The organism is Nocardioides sp. NPDC006303 (assembly GCF_040613175.1).
Classification (GTDB): domain Bacteria; phylum Actinomycetota; class Actinomycetes; order Propionibacteriales; family Nocardioidaceae; genus Nocardioides.
The window spans coordinates 18,169-38,958 of record NZ_JBEXRR010000040.1 but is presented as its reverse complement, the minus strand read 5'-3'; the positions used below and the strand labels follow the sequence as shown (position 1 = coordinate 38,958).

The 20,790-nt window shown below is 70.9% G+C and carries 18 protein-coding genes; 12 read left to right on the top strand and 6 right to left on the bottom strand.

Annotated features, from left to right (window positions below; all coding sequences use genetic code 11):
- Positions 1–107 precede the first annotated feature (107 nt).
- From ABZY89_RS23750 to ABZY89_RS23740, 3 genes are read left to right on the top strand one after another with little or no spacing between them, the layout of a single operon-like run.
- A complete protein-coding gene (locus ABZY89_RS23750) occupies positions 108–899 on the top strand; it encodes an ABC transporter ATP-binding protein (RefSeq protein ID WP_355231168.1) in 792 nt (263 codons plus the stop codon).
- A complete protein-coding gene (locus ABZY89_RS23745; RefSeq protein ID WP_355231167.1) occupies positions 896–2,776 on the top strand; it encodes an FtsX-like permease family protein in 1,881 nt (626 codons plus the stop codon). Before ABZY89_RS23750 ends, ABZY89_RS23745 begins: the two co-directional genes overlap by 4 nt.
- A 54-nt stretch (positions 2,777–2,830) precedes the next feature.
- Complete coding sequence (locus ABZY89_RS23740; RefSeq protein WP_355231195.1) at positions 2,831–3,373, top strand: HIT domain-containing protein; 543 nt, start codon at positions 2,831–2,833, stop codon at positions 3,371–3,373.
- Positions 3,374–3,389: 16 nt separating this feature from the next.
- Here the strand turns inward: ABZY89_RS23740 and ABZY89_RS23735 are convergent, their stop codons facing one another.
- Genes ABZY89_RS23735 through ABZY89_RS23720 form a run of 4 tightly spaced genes read right to left on the bottom strand, consistent with a single transcriptional unit; the run spans position 3,390 to position 8,417 of the window.
- The gene (locus ABZY89_RS23735; RefSeq protein ID WP_355231165.1) at positions 3,390–4,778 is read right to left on the bottom strand and encodes a gluconate:H+ symporter; all 1,389 of its coding nucleotides are present in this window, start codon (positions 4,776–4,778) and stop codon (positions 3,390–3,392) included.
- A gap of 50 nt (positions 4,779–4,828) precedes the next feature.
- A complete protein-coding gene (locus ABZY89_RS23730) occupies positions 4,829–5,467 on the bottom strand; it encodes a bifunctional 4-hydroxy-2-oxoglutarate aldolase/2-dehydro-3-deoxy-phosphogluconate aldolase (protein WP_355231163.1) in 639 nt (212 codons plus the stop codon).
- Complete coding sequence (locus tag ABZY89_RS23725; protein ID WP_355231161.1) at positions 5,464–7,074, bottom strand: D-aminoacylase; 1,611 nt, start codon at positions 7,072–7,074, stop codon at positions 5,464–5,466. The genes ABZY89_RS23730 and ABZY89_RS23725 overlap by 4 nt, the downstream gene beginning before the upstream one ends.
- A gap of 11 nt (positions 7,075–7,085) precedes the next feature.
- Positions 7,086–8,417 (bottom strand): amino acid deaminase, encoded by a 1,332-nt coding sequence (locus ABZY89_RS23720; protein WP_355231160.1) that lies wholly within the window; start codon positions 8,415–8,417, stop codon positions 7,086–7,088.
- Positions 8,418–8,542: 125 nt separating this feature from the next.
- Between ABZY89_RS23720 and ABZY89_RS23715 the strand changes: the two genes are divergently transcribed.
- Genes ABZY89_RS23715 through ABZY89_RS23705 form a run of 3 tightly spaced genes read left to right on the top strand, consistent with a single transcriptional unit; the run spans position 8,543 to position 10,745 of the window.
- Positions 8,543–9,568, top strand: a complete 1,026-nt coding sequence (locus tag ABZY89_RS23715; RefSeq protein ID WP_355231159.1) for a sugar kinase — start codon at positions 8,543–8,545, stop codon at positions 9,566–9,568.
- Positions 9,565–10,314: an IclR family transcriptional regulator gene (locus ABZY89_RS23710; protein ID WP_355231157.1), complete on the top strand. Its 750-nt coding sequence runs from the start codon at positions 9,565–9,567 to the stop codon at positions 10,312–10,314. The genes ABZY89_RS23715 and ABZY89_RS23710 overlap by 4 nt, the downstream gene beginning before the upstream one ends.
- Before the next feature lie 26 nt (positions 10,315–10,340).
- A complete protein-coding gene (locus tag ABZY89_RS23705; protein ID WP_160022834.1) occupies positions 10,341–10,745 on the top strand; it encodes a RidA family protein in 405 nt (134 codons plus the stop codon).
- On the opposite strand, the gene ABZY89_RS23700 is transcribed toward ABZY89_RS23705, so the two are convergent.
- Positions 10,742–12,889, bottom strand: coding sequence for an acyltransferase family protein (locus tag ABZY89_RS23700; protein WP_355231155.1), 2,148 nt, complete (start codon positions 12,887–12,889; stop codon positions 10,742–10,744). The genes ABZY89_RS23705 and ABZY89_RS23700 overlap by 4 nt on opposite strands.
- A 215-nt stretch (positions 12,890–13,104) precedes the next feature.
- Between ABZY89_RS23700 and ABZY89_RS23695 the strand changes: the two genes are divergently transcribed.
- Genes ABZY89_RS23695 through ABZY89_RS23685 form a run of 3 tightly spaced genes read left to right on the top strand, consistent with a single transcriptional unit; the run spans position 13,105 to position 16,234 of the window.
- A complete protein-coding gene (locus ABZY89_RS23695; RefSeq protein WP_355231153.1) occupies positions 13,105–14,223 on the top strand; it encodes a substrate-binding domain-containing protein in 1,119 nt (372 codons plus the stop codon).
- Positions 14,220–14,969 carry an ATP-binding cassette domain-containing protein gene (locus tag ABZY89_RS23690; RefSeq protein ID WP_355231151.1) on the top strand — a complete coding sequence of 250 codons (750 nt, stop codon included), beginning with the start codon at positions 14,220–14,222 and terminating at the stop codon, positions 14,967–14,969. The genes ABZY89_RS23695 and ABZY89_RS23690 overlap by 4 nt, the downstream gene beginning before the upstream one ends.
- Complete coding sequence (locus ABZY89_RS23685; RefSeq protein ID WP_355231149.1) at positions 14,966–16,234, top strand: ABC transporter permease; 1,269 nt, start codon at positions 14,966–14,968, stop codon at positions 16,232–16,234. The genes ABZY89_RS23690 and ABZY89_RS23685 overlap by 4 nt, the downstream gene beginning before the upstream one ends.
- A 99-nt stretch (positions 16,235–16,333) precedes the next feature.
- On the opposite strand, the gene ABZY89_RS23680 is transcribed toward ABZY89_RS23685, so the two are convergent.
- On the bottom strand, positions 16,334–17,362 hold the full coding sequence (locus ABZY89_RS23680) for a LacI family DNA-binding transcriptional regulator (protein ID WP_355231147.1): 1,029 nt from the start codon (positions 17,360–17,362) through the stop codon (positions 16,334–16,336).
- 161 nt (positions 17,363–17,523) lie between these two features.
- On the opposite strand from ABZY89_RS23680, the gene ABZY89_RS23675 reads away from it, so the two are divergent.
- From ABZY89_RS23675 to ABZY89_RS23665, 3 genes are read left to right on the top strand one after another with little or no spacing between them, the layout of a single operon-like run.
- Positions 17,524–18,816, top strand: coding sequence for an extracellular solute-binding protein (locus tag ABZY89_RS23675; protein WP_355231145.1), 1,293 nt, complete (start codon positions 17,524–17,526; stop codon positions 18,814–18,816).
- Between the two features lie 9 nt (positions 18,817–18,825).
- Positions 18,826–19,893, top strand: a complete 1,068-nt coding sequence (locus ABZY89_RS23670; RefSeq protein ID WP_355231143.1) for a sugar ABC transporter permease — start codon at positions 18,826–18,828, stop codon at positions 19,891–19,893.
- Positions 19,893–20,789: a carbohydrate ABC transporter permease gene (locus tag ABZY89_RS23665; RefSeq protein ID WP_350658861.1), complete on the top strand. Its 897-nt coding sequence runs from the start codon at positions 19,893–19,895 to the stop codon at positions 20,787–20,789. Before ABZY89_RS23670 ends, ABZY89_RS23665 begins: the two co-directional genes overlap by 1 nt.
- The last annotated feature ends 1 nt before the right edge of the window (position 20,790 follow it).

Here is a 20,790-nt window from a genome sequence, read left to right as displayed (position 1 = left end):
TCTCGAGCCTAGGCACTCGCGTCCCCGCGGCGGGGTAGCGCACGCGCTACCTCGCCGTGGCGTCTGCGCCCGTGTGCGCGCCGCGTACGAGGCGTTTGCTGGAAACCATGACCGCCACCATCCCGGACGCCATCCACGCGCCCCGGCCGCCCGGCCCGCCCGCCGTCGTGCTCGACGACGTCACCCGCACCTATCGCTCCCGCTCCGGCAAGGTCGACGCCCTGCGGGGCGTGAGCCATGCCTTCGCCTCCGGGACGTTCACCGCGATCATGGGCCCGTCGGGATCGGGCAAGTCCACGCTGATGCAGATCGCCGCCGGCCTGGACCGGCCCACCCGGGGCAGCGTCCGGGTCGCGGGCACCGCCCTGGCCGGCCTGAACCGGACGACGCTGACGAAGCTGCGCCGACAGATGATGGGCTTCGTGTTCCAGCAGTACAACCTGCTGGACGCTCTCACCGCGTACGACAACGTCGCCCTTCCCACCCGCCTCGCCGGGCGGCGCCCGAATCGGGCCGAGGTGATCGGAGCTCTCGAGCAGGTCGGTCTGCACGGGCTGGCCCGGAGGCGGCCGCCGGAGCTCTCCGGCGGCCAGCAGCAGCGCGTCGCCATCGCGCGTGCGCTGCACGCCCGGCCCGCGGTGCTCTTTGCCGACGAGCCCACCGGCGCACTGGACCGCCACGCCGGACGCGACGTGCTCGAGCTGCTGCGAAATCTCGTCGACGCGCCGGTCACGCACGGGCCGGCGCAGACGGTCGTGATGGTCACCCACGACCCGCTCGCCGCCTCGTACGCCGACAGCGTGCTGTTCCTCGCCGACGGCCGGGTCGTGGGGCAGTTGGGGCGCAGCGACGCCGCCCGGATCGCCGCCCGCATGGCCGAGCTGGAGCCCGTGCGATGAGCGTCGTCGCGATGGTCGCGCACAGCCTGAAGAGCCTGCGTCAGTCGTGGCCTCCGTACGCCGGGGCCGCCGTAGCCCTCGCCGGCGGTATCGCCCTGATCACCCTCGCCACCAACATGCTGGGAGCGCTCGGCACGGCCACCGACGGGCTGGACCCGCAGACCCGGACGCAGATTGACGACCTCGGGTCGCTGTTCGGGATCATGGCCGGCATCTCGCTCTTCCTGGCGCTCTTCGTGGTCTCTTCGACCTTCGGGTTCGTGGTGGCCACCCGGCGCCGCGAGCTCGGCCTGCTCCGCCTGCTCGGCGCCACCCCGCGCCAGGTGCGGACCCTGCTGCTCGGAGAGGCGCTCGCGGTCGCGGCCGTCGGCACGGTCGCGGGCTGCCTGCTCGGCACCGCCGTGACGGTGCCGGTGCTGCGCATCCTGCACCAGGCCGGGGTCACTCCGGTCCTGCTCGCGATGCCGAGCCAGGGCACCGGATGGGCGATCGCCGCCTCCTGCGGTGTCGGCGTCGCGCTGGTCGGGGCTTGGCGCGCCGGCGCCCGGGCGGGACGTACGCAGCCGGTCGAGGCGCTCCGCGACGCGGTTCTCGAGCGGCGACGGCCCACGGTGGTCCAGGCGCTGGTCGCGCTCACCGCGGCCGGCGCGCTGGTCGCGAGCGCCGTCGTCGCTCCCGAGATGCCGCTGCTGTTCGCCCTGCTCGTGGGCATGTTCCTGCCGATCGTCGCCGTGATCGGGGTCAACGCGGTGGGTGGCCTGCTCTACACCGAGCTCGCTGCTCTCGCTGGTGCCACGGTGTCAGGACGGGACCCGGCGGCGCATCTGGCCCGCGACCTCGCCCGCACCAGCAGCCGAATGACCGCCGCGGTGGCGGCGCCGGTGGTGGCCATCATGGCGGTGGCCGGCTCGATGGTGCTCGCGGTCGGTGCGACCGCCGACTGGAGCGAGGGCGCCGACCGAGCCGCTCTCAGGTCGGAGCTGGTCGTCGAGGCCGAGCGCCCCGAGCGGATCCAGGGCGTGCCCGGGGTGGATGTGAGCGACGTACGCCGCACGGCGCAGGTCGGTTTCGGGGGCGTTCCCGAGGACGTCGAGGTCGTCGATGTCTCCGGCGCTGCCGCGACGCGCAGTCTGCAGGCGACGCAGGGGAGTCTCGCCGACCTGCACGGCCGCGCGATGGCGGTCACCGCCTCCTACGTCACCGATCTCGGCGGCCGGGTCGGCCAGACCCGCCGGATGCGCATCGACGGCCGGAGCGTCAAGGTGCGCCTGGTCGCGGTCGTGCCCGACGCCCCGAACCTGTGGAGCGACATCATCGTGCCCGACGATCTGCCACGCATCGACAGGGTCGCCCGCGACACCGGAACGGTCTTCGTGCACACCGACGCCGGCGCAGACGTCGCCGGGACCGCACGGTCGATCAGGGAGACCGGGGCCGAGGTGAGCACCGGCGAGGAGTGGGTCGGAGCGGTGTCGGCCGAGGCACGCGAGATGAACACGGTCGTGCTGTGGGTGATGCTCGGCCCTGCCGGGATCTACGCCGCGATCGCGGCCGTCAACGCGGTCCTGATCGGGGCGAGCCAGCGCCGCCGCCAGACCGCCACCGCCCGGCTCGTCGGCGCCACCCCGGCACAGGTGCGCCGGACCGCGCTCTGGGAGACGGTCTTCACCGGCGCCGGCGCTCTGCTGGTCGGCGGCGCGGCCACCGGGTTCACGGGCTGGCTGTTGCGGCAAGCGGTCGTACGCGACGTGCCCGGCGCACCGCTGACGTTCCCCTGGCAGGCACTGTCCGGGATCACGGCAGCCTGCGTGGTCGTGCTGCTCGCCGCAGCCGTCGCCGGGGCGTACGCGCTGCGGGGCGGGGAAGCGACCGACTGAGCCTGTCCTGAATGGGCCTGTGAGGGGTTAAGTAGTGTTTGCCGCGTGACAGAGATGGACGGGGTGCTCATCCAGGACGGCATCGGCGAGGGCGACGGTCTGGAGCGCCTGTGGACGCCCTACCGGATGGCCTACATCCGCGGCGAGAACAAGCCCACCGACCCCTCGGAGACGGAGTGCCCGTTCTGCCGGGTGCCGACGCTCGAGGATGCCGAGGGTCTGGTCGTCCACCGCGGCGAGACCTGCTTCGTGGTGCTCAACCTCTATCCGTACGCCCCGGGCCACATGATGGTGTGCCCCTACCGCCACATCGCCGGCTACGTCGAGACCACCGACGAGGAGGCCGCCGAGATGGCGGTGCTGACCAAGCAGGCCGTACGCACCCTCGCCGGCGTCTCGCGCGCCGAGGGCTTCAACATCGGGATGAACCAGGGCACCGCGGGCGGCGCAGGCATCGCCGCCCACCTGCACCAGCACATCGTGCCCCGCTGGGTCGGCGACCAGAACTTCATGCCGATCATCGGCCGCACCAAGACCCTGCCGCAGCTGCTGACCGACACCCGCGACCTGCTCGCGCAGGCGTGGGCGTCGGCCTAGCAGGTCGGCCTGGGGCTCAGACGATCGCCCAGGCCACGGCGGCGGCCGCGAACCCGACGATCGAGAGCACCGTCTCCAGCACGGTCCAGGTGGCCAGGGTCTGCTTCACGGTGAGGTTGAAGTAGCGCGAGACGATCCAGAAGCCACCGTCGTTGACGTGGCTGAGGATGATCGAGCCGGCGGCGATCGCGACCGCGATCACGGCGAGCTCGGGCTGCGAGTAGCCGGTGCCGAGGGTCGGCGCGATGATGCCGCCGGTGGTCACGATCGCCACGGTCGCGGAGCCCTGGGCGATCCGGAGCGCGCAGGAGATGACGTAGGCCAGCAGCAGGATCGGCAGGCCGGCGTCGGAGAGCACCTCGGCGAGCGCGGTGCCCACACCGGTCGCGGTGATCACCGCGCCGAAGAACGCGCCGGCGCCGACGACGAGCAGGATCATGCCGACCGGCCGCAGCGAGGCACCGGTGAACTCGGAGATCTCCTCGAGACTCATCCCGCGCCGGATGCCGAGCAGCCAGAAGGCGAGGAGCACGGCGATGGTGAGCGCGATCGCCGGGTTGCCGAAGAAGGTGAGCAGGCTGAGCAGCCGGCCCGGGTCGAGCAGCATCGTGCCGAAGGTCGCGCCGAGGATCAGGACCAGCGGCACCGCGATGACCCCGAGGACGAGGGAGAGCGCGACCGGGGTGGTGGGCGTCTTGTCCTGCTCCGCCTCGGTCTCCGCGACCAGGAACTCCTCGGGCACGGAGACCTGGACCCGCCGGGCGATCCACGTGGGGAAGAGGATCCCGGCCGCGGCGAACGCGGGCAGGCCGCACAGCAGGCCCATGATGATCAGCCAGCCGAGGTCGACGCCGAGGAGTCCGCCCAGGGCAGTGGGGCCGGGGTGGGGAGGCAGGAAGGCATGCGTCATCGACAGGCCCGCGAGGACCGGGAGGGCGTAGAGGACGAGCGACTTGCCGCCGCGGTGAGCGGCGACGTAGACCAGCGGCGCGAGCACGAAGATGCCGATGTCGAAGAAGACCGGGATGCCGAAGATCAGGCCGACCAGGCCCATCGCGACCGGGGTGCCGCGCTCGCCGAAGATGCCGATCAGCCTCGCGGCCAGGACATCGGCGCCGCCGGACCGCTCGAGCAGTGACCCGAGGACGGTGCCGAGACCGATGATGAGCGCGATGTGGCCCAGTACGCCGCCGAAGCCGGTCTCGATGAGCGACTCCTTCGCGGAGAGCGCGGTGCCCACCATCTGCTCGACGGACAGGCCGGCGGCGACGGCGAGGCCGATGCCGCTGATGAAGAGGGCGATGAAGGGTTCGAGCTTCACCTTGATGATCAGGAAGAGGAGCACGGCGATCGCTGCGGCGCAGAGCAGCAGCAGGCCGGTGGTGCTTGTCTGGAGCCAATGCATGGTTGGTTCTCCCGTCGGGTCAGGGGTGGGGGATGGATCGGGGGATGGACTCAGCGCAGAGCTGCACGGAACCGGGCGGCGTTGGTGGTGATCTGCTCCCACCGGGCCTCGTCGACATCGGCGGGCTGGACCACCGACGTCCCGGCGGTCACGGCGATGGCGCCGGCCCGCAGGAACTCCGCGGCGTTGTCTTCGTCGACTCCGCCGGAAGGGATCAGGGCGACCTCGGGGAACGGTCCCCGCAGGTCGGAGAAGTAGCGCGGGCCGACGGCCCGTGCCGGGAAGATCTTGACCGCGTCGGCGCCGAGCGTGGTCGCGGTGAGGACCTCGGTCGGAGTGAGGGCGCCGAGGACGACGGCCGCACCCGCGGCGTGACCCTCGGCGACGATCTCCGCCGCCTCCGGCGGCAGGCCGGGCGTCACCAGGAACCGGGCGCCGGCCGCGAGCGCGGCGCGAGCCTGATCGGCGGTCAGCACCGTTCCGGCGCCGATGACGATGTCGTCGTCGGCCCGGGCGCTGACCTGCGCGAGGAGATCGGTGAGACCCGGCGTCGTGTAGGTCAGCTCGACGGTCCGGATGCCCCCGGCGGCCAGCGCATGGCAGAGCGCGACGGGGTCGTCGAGCCGGGAGGCGCGTACGACGACCAGCGCCTGGTCGTCCTGGAGCGTCTCGATGACGAGGTTGCTCATCGGGCTCGGGTCCCTTCGTCGGTGCGGCGCAGCGCCCGTCCGGGCAGTGCGTCGGTGCGGTGGCCGTCCTCGATGACGGCGGTGCCGTTGACCAGCACCCAGTCGATGCCGCGCGCCTGCTGCCGCGGCTGCTCGAACGTGGCGGTGTCCTGGACGGTGTCGGGCTCGAGGAGCACCAGGTCGGCGGCGTACCCCTCCCGGACGAGGCCGCGCTCGTGCAGCCGGAGTCTCGCCGCCGGGCGGCCGGTGAGGTGGTGGACGCAGTCGACCAGGTCGAGCACCCCGAGCTCGCGTACGTAGCGGGCGAGGTAGCGGGGGAAGGTGCCCCACGCGCGGGGATGCGGGCGCTCGCCGACGAGGATCGCGTCGCTGCCGCCGCAGTGGGTGCGGTGCCGCATGATCGTCTGCACGTTCTCCTCGTGGCCGACGTGCTGGAGGATCGTGGTCGCCAACCGGTCGCGGACGAGCAGGTCGAAGAAGACGTCCGTGGCCACCTGGCCGGTCTCCTCGGCGATCTCGGCGACGGTGCGGCCGACGTAGCCGGACAGCTCCGGGTTGCGTACGCCGCTGATCTGGATCGTGCGCCAGTCGGTCACGCAGCCGTGGCAGCCGTCGGTGCCGACATGGTCGAGCTCGTGCGCGATCCGCGCGCGGTCGGCCGGTTGCGCGATCCGCGTGAGCAGGGCGTCGGGGCCGCCGGAGGTGGACCAGCTGGGCAGCACGGCGCTCAGCGTGGTGGCGCCGGGGAGGTAGGGATAGGTGTCGAGCGTGATGTCGACGCCGTCGTCCAGGCCGGCCTCGATGAGGTCGACGAGCTCGCCGGCCCGTCCGCGGTTGGGCTCGAAGTTCATGGTCGCGTGGGTGAGGTGGAGCGCGCACCCGGAGGCCCGGGCGACGGCGATCATCTCGGCGTACGCCTCCAGCGCACCGGCGCCGTAGGACCGGTGGTGCGGGCTGTAGTAGCCGCCCGCCTCGGCGACGACCCGGCACAGCGTGGCCAGCTCGTCGTCGTCGGCGAACATGCTCGGCGGGTAGGTCAGGCCGCTGCTCATCCCCACCGCGCCCTCCTCGAGGCCGACCCGGAGCAGGCGCGCCATCTCGGCGATCTCGGTGGGAGTCGCGGGCCGGTTGTCGGGACCGACGACCATCAGCCGCAGGGTCCCCTGCGGAACGAGGTACGCCGCGTTGCACGCGATCCCGCGGTCGAGCCGGTCCAGGTAGCCGGCGACGGTGTCCCAGTCGAAGTCGAAGTCGTCGGGCTCGCCGTTCCAGCCCGCGATCTGGCGGCGTAGGTGGGCGCGCGCCGCCGGGTCGGCGGGCGCGAACGAGAGGCCGTCCTGCCCGACGACCTCGAGCGTGACGCCCTGGCTCACCTTGGCGGTGTGGTCGGGGTTGACCAGGATCTGCAGGTCCGAGTGGGCGTGCATGTCGATGAACCCCGGCGTCAGCGCCCGACCGGCCGCGTCGATGGTGCGCCGCGCGACCGGGGCCGGAGCATCGGTGTGGATGCCCGTGATCCGCCCGGCGTCGATGCTGACGTGGGCGTGGAACGCCGGGGCTCCGCTGCCGTCGATGACAGTCGCGTCGCGGATGAGCAGGTCGGTCATGGTGGCTCCTCTCAGAACCAGGTGCGCACGAGGTCGACGACGACCGGGTCGTCGGCGTCGGCGTCGTCGAGGACCGGGATGAGGCCCCACTTGTCGAAGGCGGTGCACGGGTGCGAGAGCCCGAGCCGGAGCTCGTCGCCGATCGTGACGGGCGCCTCGGTGGCGGGGTCCCAGCGAAGGAAGCCGTGCTGGTCGTTGAGTGCGGTCACCGCGACGCCGGAGAGCGGGGTCGCGGGGGAGCCGGTCGTCCGTGCCCGCAGCAGCTGCGCCTCGGGCATGCCCTCGTCGAAGGGCAGGTCGCGCTTGCCCGCGTCGAAGAGCGCGAGCCCCGGCTCCGGCTGGGAGGAGATCCGCACCCAGCCGTGAAGGGCGCTGCGTAAACCGGGCCCGCTGGTGCGGGGCGTGCTCCCCAGCGGTGAGATGCCGCGGTAGAAGCCGTCGTCGTGGGTGATGTAGGCGCCGCTGCGGAGCACTACGCGAGCCTCGTCGTCGGCCACCAACGGCGCGAGCGCGTCTGCCACCTGCTCGAAGTACGCGCTGCCGCCGGCGCTCACCACCGGCGTCCGGCCGGCGGGCAGCAGGCCGGAGATCCGCCGGTGGAGGGAGACCAGGCTGTCGACGTACGCATGGACGACGCCGAGCGCGGCCTCGTCGGTGGTGTGCGCCAGGGCGCCCTCGTAGCCGGTGACCCCGGCGAGCTCCAGATGCGGAGAGGCAGCGACGGCCTCGGCCACGGCGACCGCGGTCGCCTCGTCACGGGCGCCGGTGCGACCGCCCGCGGCGCCGCGCTCGACGAGGACGCCGAGCGGGCGGCGCGGCCCGGCCTCGGCGGCATGGGCGGCGAGCGCCTCGTGCATCAGAGCGACCGTCCGTGGCGAGTCGGCCCACACCAGCACCTCCAGCCCCGTGTCCTCGGTGATCTGGTCGGAGATCCAGCGCAGGGTGAGCGGGGAGACGATCGCGTTGGCCACGATCACCCGGGAGACGCCGAAGGCGCGGGCGACGGCGAGCTGGGGGAGGTTCGCGACGGTGATCGCCCAGGCGCCGGCGGCGAGCTGCTCGGCCCACAGCTGCGGAGCCATCGTGGTCTTGCCGTGCGGAGCCAGGGCGATGCCGCGCTCCGCGCACCAGGCGGCCAGCACGTCACGGTTGTGGGTCATCGCGACGCGGGAGAGGGAGAGCACGGGTGTGGGCAGCTGCGAGAGGCGGGGCGCCGCGTCGAGCACCTCGGCGACCGTACCTCCCCACAGCGCGGGCGGGATCGCCTTGTGGCGCCAGTCGACCCGCTCCTCGCGCAGCGCTGCGACGGCCGTTGCGTCGATGTGGGCTGCCGGGTGATCCATGGCCCGTCCTTCCTTCGTTGCATAATGTGCAACGGTGATTGCGTATTTCGATTCGTTAGTTGTAGCATCGGCCACGCCGGGCGTCAACGGCCCGGCGAAGAACCAACAGGGGAGGAGCTCCATCCGTGGGCAGTAGTGGAGACGTGCGAGTGGTCTGTCTCGGGGAGGCGATGGTCGTGCTGCGTCCGGAGGGCGACCAGTCGCTCGCCGAGGCGACGACCCTGCGTCGTTCGGTCGGCGGCGCCGAGGCCAACGTGGCCGGTGCTCTGGCCGCCCTCGGTGTGCGGACCGCCTGGGTGTCCCGGCTCGGCCAGGACCCGTTCGGCGACGTCGTGACCGCCGACCTGATCGCCCGCGGCGTGCACGTCGAGACCGAGCGCGACCCCGAGCGGCCGACGGGGCTCTACCTGAAGGAGCCCGCCCCCGGCGGCAGCCGTATGCACTACTACCGCGCCGGCTCCGCGGCCGCCGCGATGGACGTCGGCCTGCTGGATCTGCCGGGAGTCGCGGAGGCGTTGACCTCGGCCGAGGTCGTGCACACCTCCGGGATCACCGTCGGCATCCTCGAGGAGGGATCGACGCTGGTCACCCGTCTGCTGGCGCTGCGTGACGAGCTCGGCTTCCGGCTCAGCGTCGACCTCAACTGGCGACCGGCCCTGTGGGCCGGGCGCAGCATCGCGCCGCTGATCGACCTGCTGCGCGCGGCCGACATCGTTCTGCTCGGCGCCGACGAGGCGCGCGCGGCGCTCGGCACGCATGCTCCCCACGAGCTCCGCGAGCTCCTGGGCGAGCGTCCGCGGCTGGTGATCAAGGCCGACTCCCATGCGGCCGTGGAGCACGACGCCGACGGATCCGCCACGCAGGTCCCGGCGCTCCGGGTCGACGTCGTGGAGCCGGTGGGCGCGGGCGACGGCTTCGCCGCGGGCTACCTCGCCGCGCTCGTCGACGGGACCGGCCCGGTCGGCCGGCTGCGCCAGGGCCATCTGGTCGCGGCGGGCGTGCTGGCCGCGACCGGCGACCACGCGCAACCGCCCGCCGCCGACGTACGCGCCCGGCTGCTCGAGTGCTCCGAGGACGACTGGGCCGCGACCCGGGTGAGCGCGTCCGGCATCGACACCCCGGCGACCCGTGAGGAGGTCGGGCCGCGATGAGCCAGAGTCTCTCCCGCGCGCTGCAGATCCTCATCGAGCTCGGTGAGGGCGAGCGATCGCTCGACCAGATGGCCGCCAGCCTCGGGGTCCACAAGACCACCGCGATGCGGCTGCTGCACACCTTGGAGGCGGACCGGTTCGTACGCCGCGACGACCGCCAGCGCTACCACCTCGGCTCGCGGCTGTTCGCCCTCGGCACCGCAGCCCTCTCCCAGCACGCGATCCGCGACGTGGCCCAGCCCCACCTGACGCGCCTCGCGGCCGAGACGGGCGGCCAGGCCGTCCACCTGGCTGCGTACGAGAACGGCACGGCCGTCTACCTCGCCAAGGTGGAGAGCACCCACTCGGTGCGGATGTACTCCCGGGTGGGTCTGCCCGCCGCGCTGCACGCGACCGCCGTCGGCAAGGTGCTGGTCGCGGGGTTGCCACCTGGCGAGCAGAAGGCGGTGGTCGCCGGCATCGACTTCCGGCCGTTCACCAGCCGCACCATCCCGGACGCGGCCAGCTACCACGAGGTGCTCGCCCAGACGCGCGAGCAGGGCTGGGCCGAGGACGCCGCCGAGCACGAGGACTTCATCAACTGCGTCGGGGCGCCCGTACGCGACGAGGCCGGGCGCGTCGTCGCCGCGGTCTCCGTCTCCGTGCCCGACGTCATCCTGCCCCGCGATGGGGTGCGTGCCCTGGTGCCGCAGCTCCTCGCGGCCACCGAAGCGATCTCCGCCGACTGGGCCGGCCGGAGCTCATGAGAACACCCCGAGAGGAAACCCATCCCATGTCCGACATCCGCATCTCCACCGACCAGGCCCCGGCCCCGGCGCACACCTTCTCCCAGGGGGTGGTCCGCGGCGGCCTGATCCAGGTCTCCGGTCAGGGCCCGGTCGACCCCGCCACGAACGAGTACCTGTTCCCCGGCGACGTGAAGGCCCAGACCGTACGCACCCTGCAGAACGTGGAGGCGATCCTGGCCGCCGCCGGTGCGGGCTTCGAGGACGTGCTGATGCTCCGGGTCTACCTGACCACCCGCGACGACTTCGCCGCGATGAACGACGCCTACGGCGAGTTCATCGGCTCACGCGTCGCCGAGGGCGGCATCCTCCCGTGCCGCACCACCGTGATGACCGGCCTGCCCCGCGAGGAGATGCTCGTCGAGATCGACGCGCTCGCCGTCGCCCGTTAGTCGACGACCCGGGCGAGCTCCCGGCTGAGGTAGGGCGCCAGGGTGCGGGCGTAGCGCGAGGTGATGTGGTTGCCGTCGCGGTAGACGATGACGTTGCCGATCACTGCCGGGCAGACCTCGTCCCCGCAGAAGAGGTGGGTCATGTCGACCAGGTGCGCGTTGGGATCGCGGGCGACCGCGTCGCGGTGCGGGTCCTTGACGAGTACGTCGGTGCGCGGCCGCCCGCACGCCTCGCCTGCCGTCTCGGGGGAGTGCCGCTGGATGCAGCCCAGCGTGGTGCGCAGATAGGCGGCGTTGTCGGGCTCGAACATCGGGTTGTCGACGAGCGCGATCACCGGCACGTCCTTCGAGGGCCGGTGGCTCCAGGCCTCGACCAGACCGTTGACCGTGGACTCGTACGGAGTCTCGGCGCCCAGCGGCTGGGTCGTCTTGCGGGCCGAGTGGGTGACGATGATCGCGTCGAGGTCCTGCTGCTCGGGAGCGCGCAGGTAGGCCTCGAGCTGCCGGTTCCACTCTGCGCAGGCGGGGCGGTTGTCGGCGATGTTCCGGCCGAGCGGCCGGGTGTTCCAGTGGCAGGCGGCGCGGGCGGCGACGTCGATGCGCCAGTTCCGCTGGTCGCCGATCAGGTCGAGCGCGCCGACCGGAGCGACGGCGTGCGAGTCGCCGACCATCAGCAGCCGCTTCCGGTAGCCCTCGACCGACCCGTTGGGGCAGGCGCTGAAGCGCACCGGACGCTCCTCGAAGGACCAGCACTGGCTCCGGTTCTCGTCGTCCGCGCCGATCGCGGCCACCGCCGGGATCAGCGCGCCCCGCAGGTCGGGGTTGCGGCACGAGCCTCCCGCGGACCCCACCGCCAGCGCGGACGCACCGAGGCACTCGGTCGTGAAGGGGTCGGCGGTGGCGAGCCGGGCCGCCGCCGCGATCGCCCTGTCCTCGGAGTGGTCGATCGCGGCCAGACCGCTCCACCCGGCGCCGACGGCGACCACGAGTGCAGCCAGGGTGGCGACCAGGGCTCGCGGCCCGCCTGGCCTGATGACGTACGTCTGGACCTGGCGGGTCACCAGCCGGTTGGTCGCCCAGGCGAGCAGCGTGGAGACGACCAGCACGCCCGCGGCCGAGGCGACGGTGAGCCGCTCCCCGCCGGTGTAGTAGAGCCACGCGATCAGCAGCGGCCAGTGCCACAGGTAGAGCTCGTAGGAGATGTCGGCGACGAACCGCAGCGGGCGGGTCTCCAGCAGGCGACGCGGCCCACGCGGCGACGGGGTGGACCCCACCATCACCAGCAGCGCCCCGGCGACCGGCCACAGGGCCAGCGGGCCGGGGAAGTGGTCCGCGCCGTCCATCACGAAACCGCAGGTCACGACCAGGGCGAGACCGGTCCACGCCGCGTACGGCCTGATCTTCTCGGGCAGGCTCAGGCGGCGCAGGGCGAGCGCGGTCAGGGCGCCGGCGGCGATCTCCCAGAAGCGGGTGAGGGAGTTGAAGTACGCAGCCGCCTGGTCGGATCCGGAGACCTTGATCGCGTAGGCGAAGGAGAGGGCGAAGGCGGTCGCGGTCAGCACGAACAGCACCCGCGCGAGGCTGAGCCGTCCCAGCCGGCCGCGCGCCACGACGCGGAGCACCAGAGCCAGCCCGACGACCACCAGTGGCCAGAGCAGGAAGAACTGCCCCTGCACCGCGAGCGACCAGAAGTGCTGCACCGGCGTCGAGGACGGCCCCGCGGCGCCGTAGGTGAGCTGGTTGGCGATGAGCTCCCAGTTGAGCGTGTACGTCGCCGCCGCGACGAGCTCGCGGGTCGTCTGCGTCCACAGCGTCTGCGGGATGAAGACCACCATCAGCGCTGCCGTCGCGGCCAGCACGACCAGTGCCGGCGCGGCGAGCCGCGCGAACGTACGTCCGTAGTGCTCGCCGAGCTTCACCCGGCCGCGCTCGGCCCTGCCCACCAGTGACCGGGTGGCGAGGAAGCCGGAGATCACCAGGAAGACGTCGATCCCGCCGGAGACCCTGCCGTTGCCGAAGAGATGGAAGGCGACCACGAGCGCCAGGGCGATACCGCGCAGGCCGTGGATCTCGCTGATGTGTCCGGAGGTGTGCCCAGATTTGGGGCTCTTGGGTTCGCTGTCTGCCCGGCTGGTCGTGGGCATGCGGAAATCCGAGGTGGCGGTCACGTGATCGCTGTTCTAGTGGGCGTTGACGGGTGAGAGCCGTCGCACCGTAACGAGCAGTGGTGACCTGAAGGCATACGGCCGTTATCAATCTGCCGTCGAGATCTCCTCAGAACCGCTTCACATCGCCGCTGAAGGAGATAGGTTGCACCCCGACGTGACTTAGATCACACCCAGGACTGAGGAGTTCGACGATGAACACGCACAAGATCGGCCGCCTGATGGCGGTCGCAGCGGTGGCGACCCTGTCGACCGCAGCGCTCGTGGCATGTGGAGGCTCGGATGACGGTGGCGACTCGGGAGACTCGGGCGGCACGGACGTCGGAGTGATCCTCCCCGACGCGACCACGTCTCCCCGATGGGAGTCCCAGGACCGGCCCAACCTCGAGAAGGCGTTCGCCGACGCCGGCCTCGAGGCCACGATCCAGAACGCCCAGGGCGACACCGCCAAGTTCGGTCAGCTGTGCGACAGCATGATCAACGAGAACGTCAAGGTCATCATCATCACCAACCTCGACTCCGAGTCGGGCGCGGCCTGTCTGAAGAAGGCCGCCGACGCGGGCGTGACGAGCATCGACTACGACCGGCTGACGCTCAACGGCGGCGCCTCCTACTACGTCTCCTTCGACAACGTGAAGGTCGGCGAGCTGATGGGCACAGGCCTCGACGAGTGCATCACCGCCGCGGGCAAGAAGGGCGGCAACATCGTCTACGTCAACGGCGCGGCCACCGACAACAACGCGGCCCTGTTCAAGTCGGGCTACGAGAAGGCGCTCGAGCCGAAGATCGCCGACGGCACCTACAAGCTCGTCGGGGACCAGTCGGGGGAGTGGGACGCCACCAAGGCCGGGAAGGTCTTCGACCAGATGTACACCGCCAACGGCGGAAAGATCGACGGCGTGGTCTCGGCCAACGACACCATGGCCGGCGGCATCATCGCCCGGCTCAAGGCCAACAACGCCCAGGGCAAGATCCCGGTGACCGGCCAGGACGCCTCGGTCGAGGGCCTGCAGAACATCCTGCAGGGCTTCCAGTGCGGCACCGTCTACAAGAACACCGCGCTCGAGGCCAAGGCCGCCGCGGACCTGGCGATCGCGCTGATCGAGGGTGACGAGGAGGCTGCCGAGGCGCTGGCCACAGGCAGCGTCGAGGACACCGAGGCCGGCACGGACGTGCCGTCCGTGCTCGCCGAGCCCGTCTGGGTCACCAAGGAGACCGTCGGGACCGTCATCGAGGACGGTCAGGCCGACGCCGCCGAGGTGTGCGCCGGCGCGATCGCCGACCTGTGCACCGAGAACGGCGTGCCTCAGTGAGTCCACTGCTGGAGCTGCACGGCGTCGAGAAGTCCTTCGGCGCCGTGCAGGTCCTGCGCGGAGTGGACCTCTCGGTCCAGGCGGGCCGGGTCACCGCGCTCGTCGGTGACAACGGTGCCGGCAAGAGCACCCTGGTCAAGGGGATGGCCGGGATCCATCTCTTCGACGCCGGCGACTACCTCTTCGAGGGCGAGCCGGTGAAGGTGACCAACCCCAAGGACGCCGCCGCGCTCGGGATCGAGGTCGTCTACCAGGACCTCGCGCTGTGCGACAACCTCGACGTCGTCCACAACATGTTCCTCGGCCGGGAGATGAGTCGGCTCCGGCTGGTCGACGAGGACACCATGGAGCAGCGCGCTCGCGAGACGCTCGACGGTCTCTCGGTGCGTACGCTGAAATCGGTGCGTACGCCGGTCGCCTCCCTCTCCGGTGGCCAGCGCCAGACCGTGGCGATCGCCCGGGCCGTGCTGTGGAACTCCAAGCTGGTCATCCTCGACGAGCCGACCGCCGCTCTCGGCGTGGCGCAGACCGAGCAGGTGCTTCGGCTGGTGCGGCGCCTGGCCGACCGGGGCCTCGGTGTCCTGCTGATCAGCCACAACCTCAACGACGTCTTCGAGGTCGCCGACGACATCGCGGTCCTGTATCTGGGCGGCATGGTCGGGCAGATCGAGGCCGCCTCCACGACGCGTGAGCGGGTCGTGCAGGCGATCACCACCGGCGTCGTTCCTGAGGGAGGTGCAGCATGAGTACCGACACCGATGACCCGACGATCGCCGCGGCACCGGACCCGGAGCCCGACAACTCGCTGGGCGGGATCTTCCGGGCCTACATGGCCAAGCTCAGGGGTGGTGAGGTCGGCTCGCTGCCGGCGGTGCTGGGTCTGATCGCGCTGGTCGTGGTCTTCTCCGCGCTGCGTCCCGAGCAGTTCACCAACTCGTTCAACTTCGCCAACCTGATCGGCCAGTCGGCGGGGGTGACCGTGCTCGCGATGGGCCTGGTCTTCGTGCTGCTGCTGGGCGAGATCGACCTGTCCGCGGGATTCGCGGGCGGCACGTGCGCCGGGGTGCTCGGCGTGTGCCTCACCCGGCAGGAGTGGCCGCTGATCCCGGCGCTGCTGGCGGCACTGCTCACCGGAGCGGTGATCGGCCTGACCATCGGGCTGCTGGTGGCCCGGCTCGGGATCCCGTCGTTCGTGGTCACGCTGGCCGCTTTCCTCGGGCTGCAGGGCGTGCTGCTGACGATGATCGGTGAGGGCGGGACGATCCCCATCCGCAACGACTTCATCAACGGCCTCAACAACGCCAACCTGCCGGTCTGGCTCGGCTGGGTGCTCGGCATCGTCTGCATCGTGGGCTATGCGGGCTCGACGTACATCACCGATGCGCGTCGCCGGGCCAAGAACCTCACGGTGCAGCCCATCCTGCTGTGGGCGCTGAAGACCGGGCTGCTGACGGTCGTGGTGCTCGGCGTGGTCGGCTACCTCTCCACCGAGCGCAGCCGCAACCCGGCGCTGACCTCGCTCAAGGGGGTGCCGGTCTCGCTGGTGGTGATCGTCGGCCTGCTGATCCTGCTCACCTTCACGCTGACCCGCACAGCCTGGGGCCGGCACGTCTACGCGGTCGGCGGCAACGCCGAGGCCGCACGGAGGGCCGGGATCAACGTGTTCCGGGTGCGCCTGTCGTGCTTCATCCTCTGTTCGACCATGGCGGCGGTGGCAGGCATCATGATCGCCAGCCGGACCAACTCGGTGAACCCGAACACGGGCGGCGAGACGACCCTGCTGTACGCCGTGGGCGCCGCCGTCATCGGCGGCACCTCGCTCTTCGGCGGCAAGGGCCGGGTCATCGATGCCGTCATCGGCGGCACCGTCGTGGCCGTCATCGACAACGGGATGGGCCTGCTCGACCAGCCCCAGGGCACCGTCTGGATGGTCACCGGCCTGGTCCTCCTGGTCGCGGCCAGCGTCGACGCGCTCTCACGGCGGAGAGCATCGGCTACCGGGCACGTGTAGCGGGCGCGTTCCTTCACCAAGGTATGCAGGCGAAGGCGCACATCCCCAGCGGAGCTCCGCACGGGATGTGCGCCTTTCGCTGCATACCGTGATGAAGGCTCAGGCCGGCGGAGCGGTGCTGCTGCGCTCGACCAGCTCGGCGGGCAGCCGCAGATGGCGCTCGGTCTGCTTGCCCTCGAGCAGCTCGAGCAGGAGCCCGAGGGCGGCCCGGCCCATCTCGTGCAGCGGCTGGGCGACGGTGGTGAGCGGGGGAGTGGCGTCGCGGGCCTCGGGTACGTTGTCGAAGCCGATCACCGAGAGGTCCTCGGGCACGCGCAGGCCGAGCGAGCCGGCGACCTCGATGACCTTGATCGCGGAGATGTCGTTGGCGGCGAAGATGGCGGTGGGCCGCTCGCCGGCCGGGAGTGAGAGCAGCTCGCGGGCCGGTGCCTCGGCGAGCTCGGGGTGGTAGCCGCCCACCCGGATCAGGTCGGGGGAGACGCTGAGACCGGCGCCGTAGAGGGCCTCGCGGTAGCCCTGCTCGCGCAGGCCGGCGGAGCGGAGGTCGGGGCGCCCACCGAGGAACCCGATGCGCCGGTGGCCGAGCCCGACCAGGTGGTCGACGGCGAGCCGGGCGCCGGTGATGTTGTCGGCGTCGACGGTCATCGGGCCGTCGGGCCCGGTGTGGGGGTCGATCGCGACGACCGGGATGGTGGTCTCGTCGGTGATGATCATCGACGGCGTGACCACGATCGCGCCGTCGATCAGGGTGTGACCGAGGCGGGAGAGCGAGCGGCGCTCCCAGCCGGTGTGGTTGTGGGCGCCGGTGCGTCCCGCGTGGGCCAGGAGCTCGTAGCCGGTGCCGTCCAGCGCCGCCGAGATGCCCTTGAGGAGCTCGGCGGAGTAGGGCTCGAACTCGGCCACGAGCACGCCGATCACGCCGGTGGACTTGCGGCGCAGGCTCGAGGCGATCAGCGAGGACTGGTAGCCGAGCTCGTCGATAACCGCGAGCACCTTCTCGGCCGTCGCCTCGCTGACGCCGTAGCGCTCGTTGATCACCTTGGAGACGGTGGCCACGGAGACGCCGGCCTCGCGGGCCACGTCGGTGATGGTCACCCGGCGGGGGCGTGGCTGATCGAGCGTGCTCATGGCCTGACAGTAGCCCACTTCGGGGATTGTCGATAACAGGCTACGAAAACGTTATCGACAACGATTGACATGCTCGCCCTCACGCGCCATGCTCGACCACACGATGTGGCGGCAGTCACATGATCACCCCATACCCCGAGCAGTGACGAAGAGGTCCCAAGATGTCGAGGAAGACACAAGCGCTCGCCGCGCTGTGCGCCGGATTGATGATTGCCGCCACCGGTTGTGGTGGCTCGGGCGACTCCGGTGGCGGCGACGACAACACCATCATCTGGTGGCACAACTCCAACAACGATCCCGGGAAGGGCTACTACGAGCAGGTCGCCAAGGACTTCGAGAAGGCGAACCCCGGCGTCGACGTCAAGGTGCAGGCGTTCGCGCACGAGGACATGCTCACCAAGCTGGACGCTGCGTTCCAGAGCGGTGACCCCGAGCAGATCCCCGACGTCTACATGGAGCGTGGCGGCGGCGAGCTCGCCGACCACGTCGAGGCGGGGCTGACCAAGGACCTGAGCGAGGACGCGGCCGACGAGATCGAGATGATCGGCGGCTCGGTCGCCGGCTGGCAGGTCGAGGACAAGACGTACGCTCTGCCGTTCTCCATCGGAGTCGTCGGTTTCTGGTACAACAAGGACCTCTTCGCCAAGGCCGGCATCAGCGCCGCGCCGAAGACGATGGATGAGTTCTACGCCGCCGTCGACAAGCTCAAGGCCGCGAACATCGCGCCGGTCTCGGTCGGTGGCAAGGACGCCTGGCCGGCCGCGCACTACTACTACTGGACCGCGGTCCGGGAGTGCTCGCAGGACGTGCTGACCTCGGCGGTCAAGAGTCTCGACTTCTCCGACCCCTGCTTCGAGAAGGCGGGTGAGGACGTCGTCGACATCGTCGCGAAGGAGCCGTTCAACAAGGGCTTCCTCTCCACCGGCGCCCAGGAGGGCCCGACCTCGGCCTCCGGCCTCCTCGCGACCGAGAAGGTCGCCATGGAGCTCGCCGGCCACTGGGAGCCCGGCGTGATGCAGGGCATCACCGAGGACAAGAAGGGCCTGGGCGAGAAGACCGGCTGGTTCTCCTTCCCGACCATCGACGGTGGCCAGGGCGACCCGGCCGCGCAGATGGGCGGAGGTGACGCCTGGGCTGTCTCCGAGGGCGCTCCCGACGCATCGGTCGACTTCGCCAAGTACCTGCTCTCCACCGATGTGCAGAAGGGCTTCGCCGAGAACGGGATGGGCCTGCCGACCAACCCCGACGCGGTCGGCTCGCTGACGGACCCCGCTCTGGCCGACCTGATCAAGGTCCGTGACAGCGCTCCGTACGTCCAGCTCTACTTCGACACCGCTTTCGGCCAGTCCGTCGGCGGCGCGATGAACGACGCCATCATCAACGTCTTCGCGGGGAAGGGCTCGGCAGCCGACATCGTCGAGGCCACCCAGGCCGCCGCGGACAAGGAAAAGTGAGTCGAACCTGTGACACACGACGTGACCGACCCCGCTCGGGCGGTGCCAGGACACGCCACATCGGGCACCCGGCGTACAGCTCCTGTACGCCGGGGGCCCGGCGGTACGAAGGGTGCCGGACTCAGTGGTGACACCTGGCGCAAGCGATTCGAGATCCTTGTCTTCGTCACTCCCGCACTGGTGCTCATCGCGCTCTTCGTCGCCTGGCCGATCATCACCGCGGTGCGCTTCTCGGTCTATGACTGGAAGGGCTTCGGTGACCTGACCGACTTCGTCGGCCTGGAGAACTACGCCGAGGTCCTCGGCGACGAGGTCTTCCGCAGCGCGGTCGCCCACAACGCGGTGATCGTGGTGGGCTCGATCCTGCTCCAGCTGCCGCTCGGAGTGGCGATCGCGCTGCTGCTCAATCGGAGGATGAGGGGCCAGGGCCTGCTCCGGACCATCATCTTCGTGCCGTACGTCCTCGCCGAGGTCATCGCCGCGGTGGTCTGGCTGCAGCTGCTGCAACCGCAGTACGGCTTCTTCGACGCGATGACCGCGAAGGTCGGGCTGACCCCGCCCGATCAGGGCTGGCTGGGCACTCCGGAGTACGCCCTGTGGGTCGTGCTCCTGGTGCTCACCTGGAAGTATCTCGGCCTGGCCGTGCTGCTCTTCCTGGCAGCCATGCAGGGTATCTCCGAGGAGCTCTACGAGGCCGCCCAGCTCGACGGCGCCTCCTGGTGGCAGACGCAGCGGCAGATCACCATCCCGCTGCTGGGTCCGACCATGCGCACCTGGGCCTTCTTGTCGATGATCGGGTCGATCCAGTGCTTCGACATGATCTGGGTGCTCACCCAGGGCGGTCCCGCGAACGCGACGACCACCATGGCGACGTACCTGATCGACGAGGGCACCAAGCGCCACAACTACGGCATCGCGGGCGCTGCCTCGGTGATCTTGTTCGTCATCGCCTTCGCGATGGCGCTGGCCTACCAGGTCCTCATCCTGCGTCGTGACACCCAGGACGACACCCAGCGATACACCCGGGCGGAGCGCGCTCTGGTCGGTGCTCTCTTCCGCAAGCGAAAGGCGGCGTGATGGCCAGCGTGACCCTCGAACCTCTCGCCGAGACCGGAAACGGCTCGGGCCGATCACCCCGCAAGCAGCGTCGCCGCAACTTCGGCGGCGGCAACCTGTGGGTATACCTGATCGCGCTCGTCGTGGTCGCGATCACGCTCGGGCCCGTCCTCTACGGCGCACTGGGCGGCTTCCGCAGCAACGCCCAGCTCGCCGACAAGCCGGCCGGGCTGCCCGACCCCTGGGTCTGGACGAACTACGCGGGCGTGCTGAACAACCCCTCGTTCTGGCAGTACGCACTCAACTCGACGATGATCGCGATCATCACCACCGTGGTGACCGTCGTCTTCGGGCTGATGGCGGCGTACCCGCTGGCCCGCTACCAGTTCCGTGGGCGCGAGGCGCTGTTCATGGTCTTCGTGCTCGGCCTGCTCTTCCCGGCCGCGGTGGCGATCATCCCGCTGTTCATCATCATCACCCGCAACCTGCAGATGGCGAACACGTGGTGGGGCGTGGCCCTGCCGCAGGCGGCGTTCGCGCTGCCGATGACGGTGGTCATCCTCCGGCCGTTCCTGATGGCGCTGCCCAAGGAGCTGGAGGAGGCCGCGCTGATCGACGGTGCCAGCCGGATCGGCATCTTCTGGCGGGTCCTGATGCCGCTGTCCGCACCCGGGATGATCACCGTCGGGGTGCTGGCCTTCGTGACCTCCTGGAACGCCTACCTGCTGCCGCTCCTGCTGCTGCAGGACAAGATGCGCACGCTTCCGCTCGGCGTCGCCGACTTCTCCACCGAACACTCCGCCGACACTGCCGGTGTCCTCGCGTTCACCACGCTCGCGATGATCCCGGCTCTCGTGCTCTTCCTCGCCTTCCAGCGCCGGCTCGTCAGCGGCCTGCAGGGCGCGGTGAAGGGCTAGT